Below are 20,109 nucleotides of genomic sequence, written 5' to 3' on the forward strand. Positions count from 1 at the left end.
GAGAATAACAACCTGCTGATCCGAAATTATTCCTGTTTATTTAACCGCAGAAATCAAATTTGTACCTAATTTACATTATTTAAAAGGAACCAACCTGATCAAAACCCTTGTTGGTCAAGGACTTTAACGATATTTGATTACGATGCCCAACCGGTCAACAGATGCTTTGTTTCAGCTTGTAAAGTCTCTTGAAAAATCGGAGAAACGCAATTTCAAGCTGTATGTTCAACGTAATTCTTCAAGTGAAAACCTGAAGATCGTGCAGTTATTCGATGCGCTCGACAAAATGGAAACTTACGACGAAAATCTACTATTAAGCAGGTATAAGGAGCTTAAAAAGCAACAGCTTAGCAATATTAAAGCGCATTTGTACAAGCAGATCCTCAGCAGCCTTCGGCTGATTAAGAACGAAAATAACATTGATATTCAGCTGCATGAGATGATGGACCATGCGCGTATATTGTACAATAAGGGTTTGTATTTACAAAGCCTGAAGATGCTCGACCGCATGAAGGAGCTGGCCCGGGCCAATAACCAGGTCACATACCTGTTGCAGGTGCTTTTTTTTGAAAAGAAGATAGAAGCCCTGCACATCACGCGCAGTATGACCGATCGCGCCGAACAACTCACCGGCGAGGTTGATGAAACCAACCGCCGGCTGGTAATGATCAGCAAGCTCTCGAACCTGTCGCTGTTGTTATACAGCTGGTACATTAAGAACGGCCACGCCCGTGATGAGAACGATGAAAAGGTGGTGCAGCAGTTCTTCGACCAGCATTTTCCGCCCGGCGCCGATGAGGCCAAAGGCTTTTATGAACGGCTGTACCTGTACCAGAGCTATTGCTGGTATGCCTTTATTCGCCAGGACTTTCTGCTATACTACCGCTATACCCAAAAATGGGTAGAACTGTTTGAAAAAGAGAAGTTTATGATCGAAGTAGAAACCGCCCACTACATCAAAGGCATGCACAACCTGATGGGCGCCCACTTCGACCTGCAGAATTATGTAAAACTGAAGGAATCGCTGGAAAAGTTTGAAGCCTTTGCGAACAGCGACCTGGTGATCAACAATCACAATAACCGCATTCAAACTTTTGTTTACCTGCACCTGAGTAAGATCAACAAGCATTTTATGGAGGGCACGTTTACCGAAGGACTGCAACTGGTGCCCTATATTGAAGAAAAGCTAAAAGAATACGAAATATACCTCGACAGGCACCGCATTCTGGTGTTCTATTACAAAATTGCGTCGCTGTATTTTGGCAGCGGCAAATACGAGCAGGCCATTGACTACCTGAACCAGATCATTAACTGGAAGGTTGACCTGCGTACCGATTTGCAATGCTACTCGCGATTGTTGCACCTGATAGCCCATTATGAGCTGGGCAATTTCCAATTGCTCGAATATCTTTTCAAATCGGTTTACCGCTTTATGGCTAAAATGGGCAATTTGAGTGTGGTGGAAGAAGAAATATTCCGTTTCCTTCGCCGCACCTTCCATTTATCGCCCCGTCAGCTGAAACCCGAATTTGCCCAATTGCTCGAGCAGTTAAAACAATTGCAGGCCAACCGTTTTGAAACGCGTGCTTTTGCCTACCTCGACATCATTTCCTGGCTCGAAAGTAAAATGGATAATATACCGGCCACCGAAACCGTCATCCGTCAAAAGTTTTTGAGCAGGATGAAGAGGAATGTAGTCTAAACTGGGATTAATGGGATTGTTGGGATGCATTGGATACACCATCAATTTTTCTATACGCCGGGAATCTTTAAATGTTCTGCCTAATAGATTAGATATTGCACATTGCCTGGTGATTTTGTTCCCGGCTATTGTGCTACTATGAAATTCCGGTTGCGTCGTCCCGCAAAGTGCGGGATACGTTCGGTTCGCTATTCAACACTGGTTCACACGATAGCTGATTGATCTTCCATTTCAAGGTCTTCCGTTATTTTTTTCAGTTCCCTGAGGTAACGACTATAACGGATGCGAATATGCCAATTCAAATATGCCATAAAAAGTATCTGGTTAGCAATCAATGCCACAAGGATCAGCAATAAAGAAGGGTAATTCATCACAAAGCCGTTGGTTATTTTCTGCTGTATAAAAGAAGTCCATTCCACGTTGCCGCCAATAATAACCAGTACAACCAATGGAAACGCACAATAATTAAAGGTTTTATAGATTTCAAGATTCAGCTCTAATTCGTAAATGATTTTGTAAATACTTTTTCTTATAGTAAGGTCATAACGGTTGGTTCTTTTATACAACAGATAAAACCTGGTGAAATAGTAAGCAGTTTGCATCAGTAAAAGCAACAACGATACGGTGAAGATCAATACCGACAAAGGCGTTTTATTATGGTTGAGAAAATTCCCTATCAAACATATAAAGGCCATTATTTGACCAATAAATTCTATTTTCATATTCCTTCTGACCTTCGATACCACAGAGGAAGTTTTACCGGCAGGTATTCGATTAAATGGCAGCGGGCTGCCTTCTGTTTTATCGTTTGCCCACGCATTTTTTAAGTTATCAATATTCATAACCCATTGTTTTAATAATGTACTTTAATTTATCCTTAACGCGGTTCAACCGCACCCTTACATTTAACGGTGTAATACCCAGCACAACCGCCATTTCATTTCCTGATTGCCCTTCCATGTACAGAAAGATCAATGCCTTTTCTACCTTATTTAATTTTTTTACTGCTGAATAAAATATTTTTAATTGCTCTTCCTGTTCATAAACAGTAACTAATTCGATAGGCAGGTTGTTATATTCAGTCGTTGTAATAGCATCCCTTCTTCGTTTTTCTTTTTTGAAGAATACAATAGCCGTATTGAATGCAACCCGGTACATCCAGGTGCTGAACTGGCTTTCGCCTTTAAATGAATCATACGATAACCAAAGCTGCAACAGGATCTCCTGTAATAAGTCACGCTGATCTTCGGGATCATCCTGATAAATGCGGCATATTTTGTACAATATCCCGTTATGTGTTTTCATTTGCTGCAGAAAACGGGCTTCTTTTGTACTCAAGCTGTTACAATTGTTAAGTGAACAATCCGGGACATAGTTCATCCCCATTACCATACTTTCGTCTGGCATTCACTTTCCTTCAACACTTATTAGGTTTTATATTTATGCGAAATCTGAAAATACAGGAGGTAAGTAATTATATGAGAAGAAATGTTACAAACAAAAAAAGAAATATCTTACATCAGGCATCAGGTACCTGAAAAAAAGGCTGCATCAAACTTTGATACAGCCTCTATGCAATCAGTATTTCGTTAATTCAGGTTGCACCTCATCAATATACGCTATGATGCCCCCTTTGAGGTTATACAGATTATCGAACCCAAACTTTTCTTCGAGCTCACGAATGGCTTTGGCGCTGCGGCCGCCCATTTTACAGTGCACAATTACTTTTTGATTTTTATTGATCTTTGCTGCATTATCTGCAACAGTGGCCAGCGGAATCAGTTCGGCGCCGATGTTTACAATATCGTACTCGTATGGTTCGCGCACATCGATGAGTTGAAAGGGCTCGCCTTTAACCTGCAGGTCGTACAATTCTTTTGCCGTAATTTCTTTAACAGGTTTCTCCACTGCTTTTACCCCGCAGAATTGTTCATAATCGATCAGTTGCGTTATGGTTGGATTTTTTCCGTTCAGCGGATTATCATCGCGGCGTGAGATATTAAAGGTGCGGCTTTCAAAATTCAGGGCATCGAAAATATAAAAGCGCCCTGCCAGCGGCTCCCCTACCCCGGTAATAACTTTAATTACTTCAAGCGCCTGCAAACTGCCAATGATACCGGGCAATACGCCTAATACGCCCCCTTCGGCACAACTGGGCACCAAACCGGGTGGCGGCGGTGTGGGATACAGGTCGCGATAATTCGGTCCCAGGTCGCCGTTGGCCTGTTGGTAATTGAATACCGATACCTGTCCTTCGAACTGAAAGATAGATGCGTATATATTTGGTTTTCCCAGCAACACACAGGCATCATTTACGAGGTAGCGTGTGGGGAAGTTGTCGGTACCATCGGCCACCACATCGTAGTCTTTAATAATGTCGAGGGCATTTTGCGAAGTGAGCTGCGTATTGTACAAAACAAAACGTATATGCGGATTCAATGATTCAAGTCTTTTTTTTGCAGCTTCCACTTTTGATTTGCCAATTTCATCAACCCCAAACAATACCTGTCGTTGCAGGTTGCTGTCATCTACCACGTCAAAATCAACAATGCCAATGGTGCCAACACCGGCGGCAGCGAGGTATAATAAAACCGGACTGCCCAATCCGCCCGAGCCTACTACCAGTACTTTGGCGGCCTTTAATTTTTGCTGGGCTGCCAGCCCAAATTCGGGTATAATGATATGCCGGTTATACCGGGCAAGTTCTTCTTTTGAAAATGTTATAGCAGAATCATTCATTGTAATATTTTTAAATCGTGAAACGGGAAACGGCAAACGTGAATCGGCAAACGGCAATCGGCAAAAGGGAACAGGTAAAAATTCCTGCTGTTATATAGCTGCTTATTGCATATTGTTCACCTACGGCAGGCAGGCAGGTTCATTATTACAGCATCCCTGTAACATGTAACCTGTACCCCGAAAACTATTGCCTATTGGCCTTTGCCTATTGCTCATTGCCTACTGCCTCTCCGGCCTGAAGGCCGGAACTCCTCCTGCAATCGCCGGCACAATGCTAATCACCGAATCAGCCTTTACCGTTGTGTGCTCCTGCTGCAGGTTGCGAATGTCGTCATTTCCTACAAAGATATTTACAAACGATCGGATCTGCCCCCGGTCGTCGAGCAGGTGTTTTTTCAAATCAGGAAAGTTAAGGGTTAATTCATTCACTGTGTTTGCAATGGTGTCGGCATTGATCTGCAGCTTTGCTGTGTTGTTCGTGAACCTGCGCAATGGTGTTGGGATGATTACTGTAGGCATGTGTTTAGTTGCTTGTTTAATGGTTATTAATAATGTTTGTTTGTGGTTTGTGGTTGCCAGTTACCGGATACCGGTTGCTGGTAACTGGTAACCAGCACATGTTTTCACATCGCCAGCAAATGATTATTCTCTTCCTCAAACTGTAAATCATCGTTCAATCGCCAGGAACGGATGATGCCCGGTTGTTTATCATTTACCGAAATAATGACGTATGAGAAAAATGGTTGTGCGGCGGCGCGGTCATGTTCAGAAGGAACGGCCGGATGATTGGGATGCGAATGGTATACACCCAGCAAATCAATCTGGTGCTCTTCGGCATATTGTTCTGCCTGCAGGTAATCGTGCGGCGCAATTTCGAACCGGCGGCGCTTGTCGCCCTCTTTAACATTTATTACCGGCTGCGCATAGGTAATAACGCGACGGCCATTCGCATCTTCATAACCAAAAATAAAACCGCAGCATTCATCAGGAAATGCCTGTACGGCATCATCCATTATTACTTTTTGTGCCTGTATTTCGAGTATGATCATGTTACAATAGTTTTTTAATTACTTCACTGTATTTATCGGCATTGTCGGGCAACACCGTTACCACAATGCCATCGTTTAATTTTTCTGCTACTGAAATCGCGCCTACCAGGTTGGCGGCCGACGAAGGACTTAACAGCAGGTGTTCATAATGGTAAGCCGCCTTTATCATTTCCCAGGCGTCTTCCGTTGCCACTTCAAGGTTTTCATCGGCCAGGTTGGCATCGTATATTTTGGGTACAATAGCCGTTTCCATGTGCTTCCATCCTTCCAGTCCGTGCAAAGGATTATCGGGTTGTAATGAAATCAATCTGATGGCCGGATTATATTCTTTCAACCGGCGGCCGGTGCCTGTAAATGTTCCGGTTGTACCCAGGCCCGCTACAAAATGCGTAATACCCGGCAGCGCTTCGAGTATCTCAGGTGCGGTTGAATGATAATGCGCTTTCCAGTTATTATCATTTTTATACTGATCGGCATAAAAATATTTACCGGGATTTTCGACTGCCAGTGCTTTGGCTACCTGTTGGGCGCCGTCGGTGCCCTCAAAGCGCGAGGTATAAATAATTTCAGCGCCCAGTGAATGCAGTATTTCTTTTCTTTCGGGCGAAGCATTTTCGGGCAAGCACAAGGCAACGGGCACACCTAACCGGTAGCCAATGGTGGCATAGGCAATGCCGGTATTGCCGCTGGTTGCATCGAGCAAGGTTATTTGGCGGGTTAAAGCGCCGCTTTCGATCGCTGCCCTGAAAATGCCATATCCTGCTCTTGCTTTTACACTGCCCGATAATTGTTCCCATTCTTTTTTGGCATAGATGGTTACACCGGGTTTGTTAAACAACCGGGTAATGCGGTAAAGGGGCGTGTGGCCTATTTGTTGTTGGAGCAACCGCAAGCTTTCGACAAGTTGCTCATCTGGTTGTGTTGCTTTTATAATAGTCGACGACATGGGAGAAGGTATTAAAATAAAAAAGCCCCACGTTGTGTGGAGCTTTAATACTGTTTATATAAAAGTATATTAATCTACATATGGTTATCCTCCACCATAATAACCTTCTTTGCCGTACAACAGCAACAACAACATGCGGCGTATTTGCAAAACCTGGTCATCTGGTAGTTTGTATATCTATTCAAATATACTGATTATTTGAAAATGGCGAACTCTTTCCGCGATCTGTAATAAAGCTTAATTATTTATTCATGCATTTTAAATATGCGGTATATCAGGCAAACTATCTACTACAATCTGTTCTTTTACAAGCCGATAGAACCCATTGTCTACTTCTTCCCTACCTCGCGGCTACCTCATGAAATTTTAATTTTGTCGACGCTACCCCATTGCTACCTCATGTCTACCTCTTTGCTACCCCCCGGCTACCTCGTCCCTACCTCAAAGCTACCTCTGCCCTACCTCTTGCCTACCTCTTCTCTACCTCCGGGCTACCTCAAAGCCTACCTAAGGGGTAGTGTTGGTATAGACTAAGTATAGCTCAAAGGTAGTGTAAGTATAGTGCGGCTCACGGCTTCCATTCCAGAACCTGAACCGGTTGCGGCGCAATCTCTTTAGTGGTTTCCGAATCCCCCTGCTCAACCCGCTCAACAAACAGGTGCAGCACTTTACTGCTTTTCCATAATTCGGTATCGTAGCTGGGTTCCCATAAACCAACAGATGCTTCGGTAAGATTTTTTACCTGCCACTTGCCCTTTGTAATATCGTTGCAAATGGCCGCGGTTATTTTGTCGCCCTGTTCTGTATCGCGATAAATGAGTATGCCCTGCACTTTACCATTTTTATTCGCAACTAAAATGCGCGGGCGCGATATCGGTATCCGTTTGGTGCCGCCGCCCGATAAGCTGAAAGGCGTTTTACGATCGCTTACTTGTTGCGTGATCCATTTGTGACCGTCGTTATATATTAATCTGTATTGTGGTATGGTGCTTTCTTCAGCCCGCCAGTAGGTGGCGATGTACGGATGGCCGGCATCATCGGTGCCCATGGAGGTAGAGTTGATCAGCTCGCTTTTTTGCGGAATACGGCAGGCATATTCAGCAGTGGCAGCGGTAATGGGCAAGGTATATTTTTCACCGGTGCTTTTTTGCCAGGTGCGGCCGCCATCGTTTGATTTCGCATAGCACATATCGTGATTGGATGCCACATCAGGACTTTCGCGCCATACCCACGACAAATGCAGGATGCCTGCTTTATCGATGGTCATCTGCCAGTAGGCATTGCGCTGTCCTTCGCCATTGATCCATCCGTTTTGCAGTTGCGTCCACTGTTTTGTTTTGCGGTCGTACCGGTTCAGCATCAGGTCGCCGTTGCCGCTGCCGCCATCGCGGTACAGGAACAACAAGTTGCCATTGGGCAGGCGGTAAAATTCGGGATAGGTAACTTTATTTTCTTTTTGGCCGGTCATGGGTAATTTATCGGTAAGCTGCAACGACCCCGGAGCCACACTGCGTGCATACCGCAATTCGTTGTTGTGATGGTCCCAGCTTACATGCAGGTAGCCATCGCCGTCGGTAATAATGCTGATGGTGTTGTGCGCATCGGTGGCTTTACCGGTATACTGTGTGGGTTGAATGATCCATTTAGGGGAACCGATGGTTCGTTTGCCGATCACAAGCCGCTGTGCCGAATCGTAATAAGCGATGTATTGGGTATTTTTAAAAGTAGTGAGTGAATTATGGCGAAATACAACCGTATTCACCGAATTGGCAGCCCAGCCATTGCCGGCTGTTGTCATTTGAACAGAAACCTGGCCCATAGTGGTACCGGACAACGCAATCAATAAGGCCGTAATTAATTTGTGCATACAGCAATATAATAAGCAATTTTGAGATTTCGGGATTTTGAGATGTTGAGATTTCTTTCGTTCGCATTGCCAAATGCAATCGCAAAACCCCAAAATTCAAAAAATCCAGAAATCGAAAAATCCCAAAATCTCAAAATCCATAACTTGGGCGGATGTTCGACATCATCAAACAATCCCTGCTACGCATTATGCCTTCTTTAACCGAAGAAGAAATGGTGTTTTTTATCAGCAAGCTCGAACACCGCATTATTGCCAAACACGATTTCTTTGTGAAAGAAGGACAGGTATGCCGCGACATGGCCGTGGTAACTAAAGGATGCTTTCGCATGTATTTTACTTATCAGGAGCGTGAGCAAACGGGGCATTTTATGTTCGAAGGTCAATGGATCGGCGATTATGAAAGCTTTCTTACCAAAAAACCGGCTGCCAATAATGTGGAGGCGCTGGAAGACTGTGAGGTATTCTGCCTGTCGTACGACAAGATGCAGCAACTGTATAAACTGGGCGCCCACTACGAGAAATTCGGCCGGCTGATTGCCGAGTACATTTATATATTAGCCATGAACGAGTATAAATCACTGCTGTTAAAAACGGCCGAAGAACGATACATTGAATTAATAAACAACCAGCCGCAAATCGTAGAACGTTTGCCGCAACATTATATCGCTTCATACCTGGGCATACAGGCACCCAGCCTTAGCCGTATACGCAATAAATTAATGAGAAATAATAAATGAAAAATGAGAAATTAAAAAGTAAATACCTCCTTCACAAGGCTCTCACTTTTTCATTTTTAATTTTTAATTTCTGATTTCTGATTTTCACGTTAACCCAGGTTAATAAATTTCCTTTACTTCTTGTCACAGGTTATCGTACTGCTCTGCTTTTATTATCAATTTTGTAGATGGTGAATTACAAAATTTAATACTATGGCTTTTTTAATTGGATTGTTATTCTTTTTTGGTGTTGGATTTCTTGTTGATCTTGTTTCAGGAGGCGCCTCGTTAGCTACGCTGAACGATAAAGGAGTTTTTGCTGCTACCATGATGTTTGTACTGGTAGGCATCAGTCATTTTGCGAAACGCGCTCAGCTCGAAGCGATGATCCCCGCCCACTGGCCCTATCGCCGGGCCATGAACTACATCAGCGGCGCTGCAGAAATAATATTTGGATTTTTACTATTATTTGCTTCCACACGCATGATAGCAGCCTGGGGTTTATTGCTTTTATTGATAGCTGTATTTCCTGCAAATATTTATGTGGCGCGTACCAAACCTAACTTTTACAATATTTCACGGTTGTTTTTTCAACCTGTGTATATGGCGTGGGTGTGGTATTTTTGTTTGTAATGATTGTATGTTTTTATTTTATATAAGGATTTCTGAGATGCAGGAACAGGTTCACACCTTCTGGTTCTTTTTTAACAACCGGTTTCCAGGCTGCGGCTCCTGCCTCCCTGGCCAGATCAATTAACTGTTGCGAGCTTCTATGATGCAGAAACCAATTCATCCCTCCTTCCATAAAAGCCCTGTTAGGGTTTTCATCCGAAAAATTGCCAATTACGAGTTCACCGCCCGCTTTAACACAAGCCAGCAGCTTCCTCAATACTCTTACAAAAATAGTAGAGGTAAAATAATCAAACAGGCCTGCAGACCAAACGAGGCTGTACTTTCCGGCAGTTTTATACATTAATATGTTTTGCTGAATAAATGTAACCCTGGCATCATCGTTTAATATGTGCTGCGCATATTGAATAGCCCTGCCGTCTTGTTCTACACAATCAATAAGGGTAGTAACATACGGGTTATTGTCATAATATTCTTTAATATCTCTGCAGGGACCGCTGGCAATATTCAATACCTTATCGGGTTTGCCAGCTTGCAGTAAATTGATAAAATAATCCTTTCTGTTACGTACGGCCTGTGCCGCAGGCTGTGACTGAGCAAAATCATCCCATCTTTGAATACATTTACCAGGGCCTTTATAATTCGTATAAAGCCTGTCGATCAACTGAAAGTCTCCTGCGTATCCATAAGGTTGCAGGTAACAAAATCCCGCAATAGATGTTGATGAACTAAATGCGTGCACCCTTTTTCTGATATCTTCAAATTGTGATAAAAAACCGGTCGAATCTTTTGCATACTCATCATTAAAAAATTCGTTCAGGAATTGATAATCCTTTACTTCCGGTCCTTTTTCAAATAATTCGTTCAATAGATCGGAAGAAATTGTTTGTGTTTTCATTTTGAAACCCTGTTTTTAATTGATGATCAAAATAAGAGAAGAACCCAACAGTATTCAAGTGAAAACAGGCAATCGGTAATAAACATGTAATAAACTGTAGAAAAATGAAAATAAGTTGTTGTTCTGAGATGGTTAAATAATACCAATGGTGCATTCGTGATGGAAGAGGTTTGAACCATTAATTTTTCTCCTGCACGGTATTTACCATTGTTCCAATGCCATCGATGCTGATGGTGACACGGTCGCCGGATTGCAGGGTAAAATCATTGGGTGGCACCAGGCTGGTGCCGGTCATTAAAAAGCAGCCATGCGGAAAATCACATTCGCGGTACAGGTAAGCTACCAGTTCGGGCAATGAACGCTTCATACGACTGATGGTGGTATCGCCTTCATACATTTTTTTATCGTGGCGATGAATGGTCATATGAATGCCTGTTTCGGGAGCAATGGGATATTCGGTAATATACAGACAGGGGCCTAAAGCGGCACTTTTTTCATACACTTTGGCCTGCGGCAGATACAATGGATTTTCGCCTTCTATGCTTCGCGAACTCATATCATTGCCGATGGTATATCCCTGAATAATGCCGGCTGCATTGATATACAACGCCAGTTCGGGCTCAGGCACATTCCAGGATGAATCTTTTCGTATATTTACCACCTGCAGGTGACCGGCCACGCGGTGTGCCAATGCTTTGAAAAACAATTCGGGGCGCTCGGCCTCGTATACACGCTGATAGCAATCGGCCCCACCCGATTCTTTCGATTCTTCCATACGTGCATCGCGGCTTCGCAAATACGTTACGCCTGCAGCCCAAACTTCCTGCATTCCGATTGGAGGTAGCAGGTATTCAGCACACCATGCTTCGGCCTCTGAGGCCGGTATGGTTTTACCGTTCAAACTGGTTTCTGACAAAAAAATGTACAAATCATTGCGATTAATCAGTTCATCCCAATCCTGTTGCAACACATAATATTCTTCCCTGAACTGTAATAGTGTGCCTTTGGTTGTTTTGTATAGCTTCATGGTGAATGGTGAATGGTCAATAGTGAATAGCTGCTCCTTACAAATATAATGACTATCAGGTATTCGCTTGCGCCTTGAGCCTTGTACCTTGCTTCTTGCTCCTTGTGCCTTGTTTCTTGTACCTTTTCCTGTTATCGCCTCTTTTTAATCCTACATCTATTCAAATTCCCTGAACAGCTATTGTTGGCAAGGCCGCCTGTGATATCAAAATAATTTTGTGTTGTAAAGTTCAGCATATGAATATACACACAAAAATATACCTGGCCATGCTATTGTTTCAGCAAACGAAGCATTCATCAATTCATCATTAAAATTTATTATTATGTTTATCGGAGTCATTTTATTACGGATTTTATTTGCAGCCTGTATGGTATTTATTATAGGGTATGTATTCGGAGGCTTTTCGAGAAGCGCTACCTTAACCACCTTTACAAAAGTGGCTGCTATTTTAGCTATCGTTGTTTTTATTGCGACTAATGCTATTATGGTCCGCGGCTTTTTCAGATACAGGCAAGGCGCACATGCGTGCTGGAATTACCAGCGTGCGGATAGCACACAGAAAACAATAAGTCAATAATCACTTTACAACAAACACAAAGGGCACATTATGTAACGTTGATATGCCCTTTCTGTTTTATCCGCTTTTCAGGTTTATCATTCAACACCTGTCTGAAAATACCCGTAAGCCCTTCGTAAAAGTTGCTGAGGGTATATTTCTGAATAAAACTTTCACGGGCGTTATTACCCATTTTTTTTCGTAATGTTTTATCGTTCAGTAATTGCTTTATTTTAAAAGTTAATTCCTTTACATTGCCCGGTGGTATCAGCAATCCGTTTTCGCCATCACAAATAATGTCGGGTATACCGCCTACATGCGTAGCAATTACCGGTAATCCAAATTGCATAGCTTCTAAAATAGATAAAGGAGCACACTCGCTAAAAGAGGGAAGCACAAAAATATCTGCCTTCTTTAGTTCTTCAAATTTATCTTTTTCGAACCTCGGCCCTACTACATCTACAACATGTCCTATGCCCGCCTGTTCACAAAATTCTTTTGCCTGTTCAATGGTATAATCTACCGGCGCCCCCACAATTCTTGCCATGAAACGGCAACCCTGATTATATAAATCAACAAGGCTTTTGAGGAAAACCTCAATGCCTTTGTTTATTACAAGGTTCGACAAATAGATTATCTGTGGGATTTCATTCTCCCGTTTACGAACATTATTATTTACTACATCAATGCCGTTGGGTAATATAAATGGCTCCGGCTCATAAATAGTTCGAATATCTTCCGTTAATTTTTCTGAAAGACAAATTGTTTTTACGCCTTTAAATGTTGTTTTCAACAACCATTTTTTGTGAGAAGAGTCATTTGCCATCTCCTCCACTCCTTTTTTGTGAAGATGAAAGACGATGCGCCGGCAAAAAATCTTAATAAGACCCGTTAACAAAGCATCCCTGTAAAATATTTTTCCGGTTGGCACTATAGTAAAATAAACCAGGGATGGTCTAAAGGAAATGAGCGTACCACAAAGCTTCATCATAAAACGAAACATATGCAGCAACTTGCCTGGTGTAACTTTGCCAATATCATCGAGTTTCTGGCCAAAATGCAGGGGAAGCGTTTTAACATCAAAATCTTTTTTCCAGCATGGATTTTCTATGGCGTACTTATTCATAAGAGTAACACCATGAATCGGAGGAGGAAGCTGAACGATAAACAAAATCCGTGGTTTCCTTTGTTGTTTTGTCATTATGAATGCGTTTAGATTAGCAGTTAGCATCCTGCCTGCTGCGCCTGGTTTACCAGCGCATTAGTACAAATGCAAACTGCCCCATCTGAAATACAGAGTGGTAGTAATTAATATAAACACAAACAAATCAGACCCATGGGTTTTGCAAAACACATGGGGAATAATAAAACGGAAAGGATTTTGAGATGCCGAAACAAATGAGTGTTTCAGCATAGGGGGAGTAACAACGATAAACAGGAATAGGAATAAGAGCAGGTAAGGGGGAAAGAGCTTACCGGTGCGGGAAAAGGAAGCGGTGAATTAAGGGAATGGATAAGGGAAATAAAGTTGAGGAGAAAAGGGGTGGTTTTGGGTGGGTAACTTTTTTAGTTTATCTGTAAAACAGGGTGCATAGTATTGTCGCTAAGGATATGCCAATCAAATTACTTGTCATATCCAATAACGTAAAAGACCGGCCGGGTACAAAAATCTGTAATACTTCAAACACATAAGACGATAACAATACGGATATCCAAAAAACAGCAATTTGCCGCCCTTTGCAAAAAAGAATATAAAGTAAAATAGTAATTACAAAATAATATCCGCCATGGAAGATCATATCGAGCCACCAGTGATAATTGGCTCCGAAATAATGCTCGGGATGAAAATTGGGCCATTCACAAAACAAACCCGTTATTATAAGCAGCAATACAAACATGATCATCTTAAACGGGGCATCATACCAATACCTTGTTACTTTCGACACTTTGCTTTCAGAATGCATTTTCTTCTCCTTTTATAGTATTAAAGACCGTGAGAAACATAATTTTTATATCCAGCCACAAGTTCCAGTTCTCCATATACCACAAATCGTATTCTACTCTTTTTTTCATCTGGTCAAGCGTTTTTGTTTCACCACGGAATCCGTTTACCTGGGCCCATCCGGTAATACCCGGTTTTAAAAACTGGCGTATCATGTATTCGTCAATGATCCTTGAATAATCTGCCGTATGTTTTAACATATGGGGGCGCGGACCAGCAATGCTCATGTCGCCCATGAGCACGTTCAAAAACTGCGGAAATTCATCGAGGTTGGTCCTGCGTAAAAACTGCCCTATTCGTGTAATGCGCGCATCGTTTTTAGTAGCCTGCAGCACATTGGCATTATCGTTCACCTGCATACTTCTGAATTTCAGGCACCAGAAACTTTTATTGTCCTGCCCGCTGCGTAATTGTTTAAAAAATATCGGCCCCTTTGATTCCAGTTTAATCAATAGGCCAATGAGTGGAATTAACCAGGAAAGTATAAACAAAGTAACCAGGGCGCTTACCACCAGGTCGAAAAACCTTTTTTTGATTTTGTTGCCCAGATCATCCAATGGTTCTTTACGTAACGAAAGAACCGGAATTTCGTTTAAGTAATCGATAAACACCTGGCGTTTTACCAGAGCGCCTATATCAGGTACGATCCTGAAGCGTATGCAATTCTGGTCGGCTTTTTTTATAAGCCGGTATATGCCGGGGTTTTGCTCGGGAATAATGGTTGAATATATTTCTGTAGCCCCAAATCTTTTGCATACCTCAAGCACCCCATTGATATTACTTAATATGGGGTAGCGCGATAGTTCATGAATATTTTCCAGTTCATCGCAATAACCTACCACTTCTTTGTTCACGCCATCTTCTTCGAGGTAATCAACCAATTTCTTCGACAGACTATTATATCCTATAACCACTACCTTATTTACAAAGAAGTCTTTCTTTTTAAAATAATGGTAAACGGCCAGGTATAAAAGCCGGTTACCTGTTAACATTAACGGTATGCCACAGATTACAACACCAATAAACAACCGGGAGATTATATAAAAGTGTGAGAAGAAAAGGAAGGCACATACCATTAAGAGAAAATATAAAAAAGCGCGTGTTGACCGGCCTGCGAACAGTTCAAATGAAAAAATATTCCGCTCATGATATACGTTGCCGGTTAAAGTTACCAGCAACCAGGCGATGGTTAAAAAGAAGCCAAAATAAGTATATTCAACATACGCCTCTATGAGCATTTCTTTTCTGAAAAAGAACTGGGCTGTAAAAAACACTATATTGATCGCCAGCACATCCAATGCCAGCAATGTTAGTTGTAAATGGCGCAAAAATCTACTGTTCATACACAAATCTTTTCGTCAATGGTCAATGGTGAATGGTCAATTGTTCGCGGCCGGACTTATTCCTGACGATCTTTCTGAAGAATAGAAAAATAAAAAACGAGTTGGTAACAAAATACCTGCGGAACAGGCGGCGGGGTTCCTGCATCAACCGGAATAACCATTCCAGTCCAAGACTTTGCAACCAGGCAGGGGCCCGCTTTTGCATGCCAACCATTACGGGCAAAGCCCCTCCCACGCCGATCATTACTGCATTGATGCGGCCTTTCATTGAAGCCATCCATTTTTCCTGTTTGGGGCAACCCAGTATTACCAATACAACGGTAGCTCCTGAATTATTGATCTTCTGAACCAGTTTTTCTTCTTCTTCAGGTGTAGCCGGTCTGAATGGCGGACTGTACATGCCTGCTATTGGTAAATCGGGAAATGCATATTTTAAATAATGTTCGGTTTTTTCAAGCAAAGCGGGCGTGCCGCCATAAAAGAAAGCCGGTAATTTTTTTAACATCATTTGTTGTAACAGGTCGGGCAACAAATCCATACCTGCCACCCTATCCTGCCTGATACCATACACATAATTCAATACCCAGGTAAGCGGCTTGCCATCGGGAGTTACCACAGTGGCATCGTTAATAATATTTTTAAAATTTTCATCCTTGTAAGCCTCTACAAACATATGCACATTGGCCACACATACATTAGCCGATTCTTTTTGATTGGCCAGTGAAACAATGTGGCTAACGAAAGAAGAATAATTACCTGTTGTAATAGGAAAGTTGATAATGCTTTTTCGTTCCATACATTTAAGATTTTTGGGATGAAAGTTTTTACAGAATACCGCGGTATTTAGATTGAACGATTTCAAGATGCTTATGCAATTGGTCGCAGTTATCGAAGCGTGCACGTATTTTACGGGCAGGAACACCTGCATAAATCGAATAAGGTTCTACATCTTTGGTTACCAGGGAGCCGGCGCCTATAATACTGCCTTCGCCTATTTTAATACCACTCATAACAGTAGATCCATAACCGACCCATACATCATTTTCAATAATGGTAACCATACCCACGCCTTTCCAGTTGTATTCGGGATCGCGAATTTGTGTAGCAAGACGTGTAGGCATTCCTATCTGCTGGTAGTGGTGATCATACCGTCCTATAATGGCTACCCGGTTACCAAACATTACATTATCTCCAATCACAACATCTGTTTCAATAAATGAATCCCGGCCTATATAAAAGTTCCTTCCTATAATTACTTTTTGCCTGCCCCAGATGCGTACCCGCAATCCTGCATGAAATCCTTCACTTATATTAAACCGTCTGTAAACAATTTTTCGCAAATAATAATCTCTTAATCCCTTGATGACCTTTACAATCCACATAGATGAATGTTTTCGGGTTGACTGGAAATTACGTCCAGGCAAATACACCAGGTCGGGGGTTAAAAGCTTATCAATAATCATGGCAATTTCTTTTACGTTTAGAAAGTGGCCGGGTGGTTGCCGGTTACCGGTTTCCAGGTACCCGGTACCCGGAAACCGGAAACCGGTAACTGGTAACACATTCCCTGTACCTTTAACCTGAATCTTGTACTTGTATCTTATATTGAAAGAATGACCTCACTCATTTCGGAACAAACATGCTCACGCGAAAACTTCTTCGCTATCAGGCGGTTGTTCTGCGACATGGTTAGCCGTAAGCCATTATCTTTATATAAAGCGGTAATGGCATCGGCCACGCTTTCGGGCGATTCGCCATCAACCCATAATACATTATCGGGAGCGGTTAAATGATCTTTGGCTGCTCTGATCTGTGTAGTGATCACAGGCAAGCCAGCTGCAATCGACTTAAACAAAGCCATAGGAAATCCTTCATTGAAGAAGGTAGGAAATGCCAGTATATCAACATTCGCATAAAAGTGATCGCATTCTTCATCAGGAATATATCCTAAAAAACGGGTATAGGCCGACACTTTTAATTTTTCTGATAACTGAACCAGCTCCTTTAAATCAGGACCATCTCCCACAAACAAAAACAGGCAATCATCTTTACAATCGAGCAATGGAATGCTCTGCAACAAACTAAACACGCCCTTTTCACGTACAATGCGTCCTACAAACAGCACTTTAAACCGGGCGTCATTCAGCGAATACTTTTTTTGGAATTCAAGCGATGCTACCGACCGTTCGGGATCAACAATGTTGGCAGTAATAAATATTCTGTTGGCCAAAGCCGGATTGTATTGCCGGATCATTTCTTTTTCTTCATTCGAAAGAAAGAACCATGCATCGATATGTTTTACCAGATACGGAATTACTACCTGTTTATAAAAGAAAGACGGGCTTTTCAAAATAGACACATCTGAACCATGTGTTTTTATTACGATTTTAAGTTTTCGTATATACAACAGGTTAACGACAAATGCAGTAATAAAATCCCGGGTAGTAGCTACCGGCTCAAACCGTGAGTTCAGGTATAAAATATGGGGTTTAAACCTGTACAACTCCTTTACGATGTTTATGGCTCTTGCAATTACCCCGAGCGCCCTGGTTATTTTGTTGAGGGAATTGTTGTTTTGGCCATATAAAACAGGCCTGCAAGTGTATCCCAGTTCAGATAACCCGTTTATTTCATCATAAGACAAAAGAACATGATGCTTTGGCGGTACGCCAACCAATATCCGTTTGTTCATTTAATTATAAAATTGCGATGTGATTAAATCAACTTTATGTTCCCAGGTATTCCCTTTGGCATAATTAAAGGCATTGACCGAACATTTTTTTCTCAATTCAGTGTCATCATAAAAACTGGTAATTGCTTTCGCAATATCCGAGGCAGTGTCTTCTTTTGTAGTAGGCTTTATCTTAATGCCGCAATTATCACGAACGGCCAGTGAAGATCCATGAATATCGAGGGTAATTACAGGCAATCCAAATGCCATGGCCTCATTCAATTGTGCAGGGCAGGAGTCGCGCAAAGAACAAAAAATAAATACGTCTGCTTTTTCATAATGGTGAATTACTTCGTTAAACGGTATCTGACCCAATAAGTGAATCCGTTGCGGATTTAATCCGTATTGTTTGATCCATCCGTCTACCAGCTTATATTGTTCGCCACCACCTACAATGGTAAACGTATAGTCAACATGTTCAGGCACCTTTGATAATGCATGCAGAATAAGGTTCAATCCTTTCCGGGGAAGCATTCGGCCTACCCACAACAACTTCAGTTGTTTGCCCGGTTGCCGATCAATATATTTCATATCCTGCATCGAAAACGGAATGGCATTATCCAAAACGAGGTGAACGCTTCCATTCAAATCGGACCGCATCTTTTTTACTATTTCTGCAGTATCCTGGTTGGTTACGAGTATATAGTCTGATCGTGAAACAGTATTTTTTAAATTCGAACTGAATTTCATACTAAACTTCGAAATAAAGCTTCGAAGCTTTTCTGTTTTCCAGGCGGGGCCAAAATATTCTTTAAACTCCGGTAAAGCTTCCTGCCCGCCTCCTACCGGACCAAAGATGATTTTTGCACCTTTCAGTTTCCATAAAAATGTTCCCTGTTGAAAACTTCCAAACGTAACGTGATGGGCAATATCAAAATGAACTTCTTTATGCAGCTGTAATGCTATACCGGCTGCTTTCAGGCGCCATAAATAATAATGAAAATAGATGGTTTTTGAAGAAGTATTCAGCAGCTTGCCATCCAGTCCCAGTGACAACTCAACAAAAACCATATGAAGGTTTAATAACCCGAGGCGTTTTTGTTCTGCTATTGTACTTTCTTTATCTTCTACATTGGTAAGGCACCATACATCATACCCTTTGCGTGCAAGATTTACCGCCCAGCTCCATCCGTTGCCCGGCTCACTTCCCCTGATAGGTGAGCAGGCATAGGCACTTAATAAAACCTTTTTCATTTGGAAATGTCTTTTTCTTTAATAAGGTGATACTTCTGAATGCCGGTGCTTTCGGGTATTCGAAAATTCATTTTATTGATTGTTATATAATAGCGGGTAAAGTTTGAAACCGGTTGTTCAACTACTACCACCTGCATCTTTTTCTTTAGTTCAGCTGCAGGATTACCAGCCACTACCGAATTCGAAGGCATACTTTTAGTAACCACCGAGCCGCAACCGATTTTAACACTATTGCCAATTTTGATATCGCCGATAATGCAGGTATTACTGCCAACATCTACATAATCACCAATTACCGGAGATGAAGTACTGCCTCCACCTGGTTTTTGTTTGTTTCCGATGGTAGTAAAATGCCGCAACGTACAATAGGAGCCGATGACTACCTGGTTACTCAATACGATGCCCTGGCCATGATAAACGGTAAGCCCCTTGCCTATTTTTGCATTCCATGGAATTTCAATTCCAAAAATCCATTCCACCAATACTTTATAAAACACGAGGTACGGCAGGCCTACATAGCGATAGATTTTACGGGTTGAACAAAAATTTGCAATTCTGAATAGAAGGGTAATAATACGTCCTTTGGTACTGGTTTTATTTGCTGCCCAGTCCTGAAATACAAACCTGAAAAAATGCATAACTGTAATTTTGGCGTTAACGATCATTACAGTTCAGGAAGGGGGTATCAATCGGCTACAGCAAGTAATGG

General features: G+C 42.1%; 21 protein-coding genes. 4 read left to right on the plus strand and 17 right to left on the minus strand.

The window, feature by feature from the left end:
* Positions 1-142: 142 nt before the first annotated feature.
* Positions 143-1,702 (plus strand): hypothetical protein, encoded by a 1,560-nt coding sequence (locus AC59IL_RS15275; RefSeq protein WP_496553020.1) that lies wholly within the window; start codon positions 143-145, stop codon positions 1,700-1,702.
* 203 nt (positions 1,703-1,905) lie between these two features.
* On the opposite strand, the gene AC59IL_RS15280 is transcribed toward AC59IL_RS15275, so the two are convergent.
* The 7 genes from AC59IL_RS15280 to AC59IL_RS15310 form a co-directional block, all read right to left on the minus strand.
* Positions 1,906-2,544 carry a hypothetical protein gene (locus AC59IL_RS15280; RefSeq protein WP_496553021.1) on the minus strand — a complete coding sequence of 213 codons (639 nt, stop codon included), beginning with the start codon at positions 2,542-2,544 and terminating at the stop codon, positions 1,906-1,908.
* Entirely contained in the window at positions 2,534-3,040 is a 507-nt protein-coding gene (locus AC59IL_RS15285) for an RNA polymerase sigma factor (RefSeq protein WP_496553022.1), read from the minus strand. Before AC59IL_RS15285 ends, AC59IL_RS15280 begins: the two co-directional genes overlap by 11 nt.
* 240 nt (positions 3,041-3,280) lie before the next feature.
* Entirely contained in the window at positions 3,281-4,441 is a 1,161-nt protein-coding gene (gene moeB, locus AC59IL_RS15290) for a molybdopterin-synthase adenylyltransferase MoeB (protein WP_496553023.1), read from the minus strand.
* 219 nt (positions 4,442-4,660) lie between these two features.
* Positions 4,661-4,960: a MoaD/ThiS family protein gene (locus tag AC59IL_RS15295; RefSeq protein ID WP_496553024.1), complete on the minus strand. Its 300-nt coding sequence runs from the start codon at positions 4,958-4,960 to the stop codon at positions 4,661-4,663.
* Positions 4,961-5,064: 104 nt separating this feature from the next.
* Positions 5,065-5,490 carry a M67 family metallopeptidase gene (locus AC59IL_RS15300; RefSeq protein ID WP_496553025.1) on the minus strand — a complete coding sequence of 142 codons (426 nt, stop codon included), beginning with the start codon at positions 5,488-5,490 and terminating at the stop codon, positions 5,065-5,067.
* Position 5,491: 1 nt separating this feature from the next.
* On the minus strand, positions 5,492-6,436 hold the full coding sequence (locus tag AC59IL_RS15305) for a PLP-dependent cysteine synthase family protein (RefSeq protein ID WP_496553026.1): 945 nt from the start codon (positions 6,434-6,436) through the stop codon (positions 5,492-5,494).
* A 568-nt stretch (positions 6,437-7,004) separates the two neighbouring features.
* Positions 7,005-8,303 (minus strand): BNR repeat-containing protein, encoded by a 1,299-nt coding sequence (locus AC59IL_RS15310; RefSeq protein WP_496553027.1) that lies wholly within the window; start codon positions 8,301-8,303, stop codon positions 7,005-7,007.
* A 152-nt stretch (positions 8,304-8,455) separates the two neighbouring features.
* On the opposite strand from AC59IL_RS15310, the gene AC59IL_RS15315 reads away from it, so the two are divergent.
* Both AC59IL_RS15315 and AC59IL_RS15320 read left to right on the plus strand, forming a co-directional pair.
* Complete coding sequence (locus AC59IL_RS15315; RefSeq protein ID WP_496553028.1) at positions 8,456-9,040, plus strand: Crp/Fnr family transcriptional regulator; 585 nt, start codon at positions 8,456-8,458, stop codon at positions 9,038-9,040.
* A 192-nt stretch (positions 9,041-9,232) separates the two neighbouring features.
* Positions 9,233-9,652 carry a DoxX family protein gene (locus tag AC59IL_RS15320; protein WP_496553029.1) on the plus strand — a complete coding sequence of 140 codons (420 nt, stop codon included), beginning with the start codon at positions 9,233-9,235 and terminating at the stop codon, positions 9,650-9,652.
* Positions 9,653-9,665: 13 nt separating this feature from the next.
* On the opposite strand, the gene AC59IL_RS15325 is transcribed toward AC59IL_RS15320, so the two are convergent.
* Positions 9,666-10,547, minus strand: a complete 882-nt coding sequence (locus AC59IL_RS15325; RefSeq protein ID WP_496553030.1) for a class I SAM-dependent methyltransferase — start codon at positions 10,545-10,547, stop codon at positions 9,666-9,668.
* A gap of 178 nt (positions 10,548-10,725) precedes the next feature.
* A complete protein-coding gene (locus AC59IL_RS15330) occupies positions 10,726-11,574 on the minus strand; it encodes a fumarylacetoacetate hydrolase family protein (RefSeq protein WP_496553031.1) in 849 nt (282 codons plus the stop codon).
* A 322-nt stretch (positions 11,575-11,896) separates the two neighbouring features.
* On the opposite strand from AC59IL_RS15330, the gene AC59IL_RS15335 reads away from it, so the two are divergent.
* Positions 11,897-12,151, plus strand: coding sequence for a hypothetical protein (locus AC59IL_RS15335; protein ID WP_496553032.1), 255 nt, complete (start codon positions 11,897-11,899; stop codon positions 12,149-12,151).
* A 28-nt stretch (positions 12,152-12,179) separates the two neighbouring features.
* Here the strand turns inward: AC59IL_RS15335 and AC59IL_RS15340 are convergent, their stop codons facing one another.
* The 8 genes from AC59IL_RS15340 to AC59IL_RS15375 all read right to left on the minus strand — a co-directional run bounded on the left by AC59IL_RS15340 (position 12,180) and on the right by AC59IL_RS15375 (position 20,038).
* A complete protein-coding gene (locus AC59IL_RS15340) occupies positions 12,180-13,331 on the minus strand; it encodes a glycosyltransferase family 4 protein (RefSeq protein ID WP_496553033.1) in 1,152 nt (383 codons plus the stop codon).
* Positions 13,332-13,701: 370 nt separating this feature from the next.
* Positions 13,702-14,094 carry a VanZ family protein gene (locus AC59IL_RS15345; RefSeq protein ID WP_496553034.1) on the minus strand — a complete coding sequence of 131 codons (393 nt, stop codon included), beginning with the start codon at positions 14,092-14,094 and terminating at the stop codon, positions 13,702-13,704.
* Positions 14,084-15,475 carry an undecaprenyl-phosphate glucose phosphotransferase gene (locus AC59IL_RS15350; RefSeq protein ID WP_496553035.1) on the minus strand — a complete coding sequence of 464 codons (1,392 nt, stop codon included), beginning with the start codon at positions 15,473-15,475 and terminating at the stop codon, positions 14,084-14,086. The genes AC59IL_RS15345 and AC59IL_RS15350 overlap by 11 nt, the downstream gene beginning before the upstream one ends.
* Before the next feature lie 22 nt (positions 15,476-15,497).
* Positions 15,498-16,271, minus strand: a complete 774-nt coding sequence (locus tag AC59IL_RS15355) for a WecB/TagA/CpsF family glycosyltransferase (protein ID WP_496553036.1) — start codon at positions 16,269-16,271, stop codon at positions 15,498-15,500.
* Between the two features lie 28 nt (positions 16,272-16,299).
* Positions 16,300-16,857 (minus strand): acyltransferase, encoded by a 558-nt coding sequence (locus AC59IL_RS15360; RefSeq protein ID WP_496553037.1) that lies wholly within the window; start codon positions 16,855-16,857, stop codon positions 16,300-16,302.
* A gap of 218 nt (positions 16,858-17,075) precedes the next feature.
* Positions 17,076-18,167: a glycosyltransferase family 4 protein gene (locus tag AC59IL_RS15365; protein ID WP_496553038.1), complete on the minus strand. Its 1,092-nt coding sequence runs from the start codon at positions 18,165-18,167 to the stop codon at positions 17,076-17,078.
* Positions 18,168-19,400: a glycosyltransferase family 4 protein gene (locus AC59IL_RS15370; protein ID WP_496553039.1), complete on the minus strand. Its 1,233-nt coding sequence runs from the start codon at positions 19,398-19,400 to the stop codon at positions 18,168-18,170.
* Positions 19,397-20,038: a serine acetyltransferase gene (locus AC59IL_RS15375; protein WP_496553040.1), complete on the minus strand. Its 642-nt coding sequence runs from the start codon at positions 20,036-20,038 to the stop codon at positions 19,397-19,399. Before AC59IL_RS15375 ends, AC59IL_RS15370 begins: the two co-directional genes overlap by 4 nt.
* Positions 20,039-20,109: the final 71 nt, after the last annotated feature.

Source organism: Niastella sp. sgz303648 (assembly GCF_059587045.1).